The organism is Butyrivibrio sp. INlla16 (assembly GCF_900104155.1).
Lineage (GTDB): Bacteria > Bacillota > Clostridia > Lachnospirales > Lachnospiraceae > Butyrivibrio.
Window position 1 is genome coordinate 1 of sequence record NZ_FMYB01000120.1, and the last position, 2,955, is coordinate 2,955.

4 protein-coding genes are annotated in these 2,955 nt (G+C 36.4%); all 4 read right to left on the reverse strand.

All coding sequences use genetic code 11. The features are described from left to right. Nucleotides 1–48 precede the first annotated feature (48 nt). Genes BLR42_RS22145 through BLR42_RS22160 form a run of 4 tightly spaced genes read right to left on the reverse strand, consistent with a single transcriptional unit; the run spans nt 49 to nt 2,759 of the window. Nucleotides 49–396 carry a hypothetical protein gene (locus tag BLR42_RS22145; protein ID WP_091873891.1) on the reverse strand — a complete coding sequence of 116 codons (348 nt, stop codon included), beginning with the start codon at nt 394–396 and terminating at the stop codon, nt 49–51. Next, nucleotides 393–1,508 (reverse strand): hypothetical protein, encoded by a 1,116-nt coding sequence (locus BLR42_RS22150; protein ID WP_091873894.1) that lies wholly within the window; start codon nt 1,506–1,508, stop codon nt 393–395. The genes BLR42_RS22145 and BLR42_RS22150 overlap by 4 nt, the downstream gene beginning before the upstream one ends. Continuing rightward, nucleotides 1,509–1,781 (reverse strand): hypothetical protein, encoded by a 273-nt coding sequence (locus BLR42_RS22155; RefSeq protein ID WP_091873896.1) that lies wholly within the window; start codon nt 1,779–1,781, stop codon nt 1,509–1,511. Between the two features lie 24 nt (nt 1,782–1,805). Beyond that, nucleotides 1,806–2,759 carry a helix-turn-helix transcriptional regulator gene (locus tag BLR42_RS22160; RefSeq protein WP_091873899.1) on the reverse strand — a complete coding sequence of 318 codons (954 nt, stop codon included), beginning with the start codon at nt 2,757–2,759 and terminating at the stop codon, nt 1,806–1,808. Between the last annotated feature and the right edge of the window lie 196 nt (nt 2,760–2,955).

The following is a 2,955-nucleotide window of genomic DNA, read 5'->3' on the forward strand; positions in this document are numbered from 1 at the left end:
GTCAGCTACACTTTAAGGAAAGCCAGATGGCTTTTCAAGTATATATTGTTATGTTGTTAAGGTGCGTAGGCTTCCACACATATGCCAGAGGCCTCGTAAAAATCTGCATTTTAAATCCAAATATTCGTAAAATCCAAATGCATATAGGGCACTACAGAAATCTTTGTTGGAAGTATCAAATATAATATCTTTGTTTTCGCTGATATGATATTTCAGTTCCAGTAATTCGATATCTCTAAGTGCATTTTCAATGGTGCTATGCGCCTCGGATATTTCTTTCTGCAAAACCTTTATCTGTGATTTTAGGCGATTGATTTCTGGTTGCCGTGCCAAAGCACCTATTGCTCCGCCGCCAGCCGCGGCTATAGCTGCAGTTACAACAACTACTGGTATCATGATTGGCTCCTTTCAAAGCTGTCCATCAAAGAACTGCGCTTTTTTTCCCTTAAATCCGGTTGAGATAATAAATATTTTATATCCTGTTCTGTTTCTCTTTGCTTTTTTATTACGGATTCATTTAGTCTATTTGATTCAGCTACGAGTTCTTCTGTCTTGCACCATAGAATATCTATGTTTTTATTCGAGGCTTTTATTAACTTATATGTGCTTTGGGTAAGGTAAAATAGGCAAATCCAGTTTATATGTGGAATGCCTTTATCTACTGCTCCTAATATGGCACTTCCAAGGAAATTAGCAGCTAAAGCAGTAATTACTATTTGTTGTTTGCGCTCTTCATCTGAAATGTTCCTTGCCTTGCAATATGCAGCTACGCTTGCACAAGCGAATCCATTGGCAAGAACGTCCTGCATATGGATAGAGAATAACTGATTAAAAACTTCATTGTTACCGCCACCCTGTTTCTTTCCTAAGACGTCATCCGCGTATCTTTGACAATAATCCAATAACCCATTGGTCCTTTTATCTCCATCTACTTTATCCCACCAAGATGAGGTGGGAATTGGAAGCCCCTGCTTAGAGCAGGTGTCTGCCAATATATGACGTACCGCCTGAAGTACACCTTCCGCAAAACCATACTGTTTTATTTCAAGGAAAAAGGGATTATCCTGACTTAATGAAAAAATGTCATGCCCCCAAAAGATTCGATGCGGAGTATTTGCAGATCCCTTCCATATATATTTTGAAACTTCCTGTGCATTTCTATTAACAAACTTCGAAACTACTCTACCATCTTCCTGAATAACAGGAACCTGATCCATCCAGTCTCCTTTGTGTTTCAGTATTTTAGAAAACAAATCTATGATTTTGTTTTTGTCTGAAGGATTATCTGAATTAGACACCTCATGAATTTTATCTAGGAAATCTTTTATTTTATCGTTCGTATCTAAAACAGCCCCAAGTGTTCCGAAAAGCAGTCCAAAAATAAGGTCATATACATCCAGTTTGGAAGAGCAATTTTTAGTTGCCTCAGCCATTTCTTCCTTATAATTAAAAGATGTATTCCTTAGATATTTTTCTAATTCCTGACAATTTCTTGAAAAATCATCCATTTATAAATTGCTCCCTATAAACCAGTATGCCCATATAAGTGTTTCTACCACATCATCGATGATTTCCATCTGATTAAAGTTATTTCTGATTTCTTCATAGGTATCATCACTTATAACCACTTCCTTTTTTTCTACATCATGGATTCTGGGGAATACTGAAATTGCAGATGCTTTTTTATAGTCTATAAATCCAAGTATTTCATTTAAAAAGTGATCAACATTTCGACCTTGTACCTGTTCATAGCACACAGAACTAATCTTTATATTTTTCATGCGATTTTCCTTCTACATAATATGTTAGTTAATTACTTCTACATTTGTTCCCTGGCTTCTAATCCACATATCAATTCCATCACCGAATACTTCTGCTTCGATGATGTATTTCCCGTCTTCTTCACCAGTTACCTTTGCTGTTGGAAGTCTATCTAAGACAGAGTCTAGTGAATACCCGCTATATTTAAACTTCACTTTTCGGAGCTTACCACCAAACATAAACTGGATTCTCTTCTTATATTCACCTTCTTCAAACCTGTTTCGATATGGCGCGGTAAAATGCTCTTCTGTGACAACCAGCTTTCTGATGCGGTCTATTCTGTATATTGTTGGAAAGGCATCGTTGGGATCAGCAAAAGCAGTTTTCTTATCTATATTTCTGATTCTTCCTGCAAGATAGAAATAGAATTCAGAAAACATTATAGCCAAAGGCTCTACTTCCCTGTGTTTTGGTGTATGTCCCTGTACTCCCTGATATTCAAACTCTATTACGTACTGAAATTCTATAGCATTCCCCAAGAGCATCATTTTATCAAGGATGATTTGCTTATGCGTAAGCTCCACATAGTGATACCTCTCATTTAGCATAAGGTCAGATATAACCTTCTGATTTTTTACCGGAACACAGCATGCTATAAGCTTATCCAGAATTATATTCATTTCTTTTTTGGGAAAAGCTCTGCTCGAAAGTAGTATCTTACATGTGGCAAGAATCTCGTCATTAGTAAAATGGGCATCTTCTGCCTGTTCGATGACATATCCTTTTTTCATATAATCATATATAAGGTTATTGGGAATCCCATCAGTAGCAGCCTGATTGTCGAGGAACTCTCGGATCTGTTCTATATCCCGCTGAATGCTCTTTTCTGATACTCCAAAGCGCTCAGCTTCCTGAGATTTATAGATGATGCGGCCATTCATCAATCGTGAATATATGGATAATGCTCGGTTACTCTTGCCTTCCTTATCTTCTGCCATCTTTCTACCTCATTAGATCTGTTGTCTACCTAGATACTACCAATCAGATTGGACATTGTTTGTCCATTTAATATAAAATGTAAAAATAATGGAACACAAAATGGTGTTCCATTAATAATTATAACTATTGTTTTTCTTTTATCTATTAAATATGTATTAACCTGAATTATTCATGACACCTTAGAACCATTCAAAA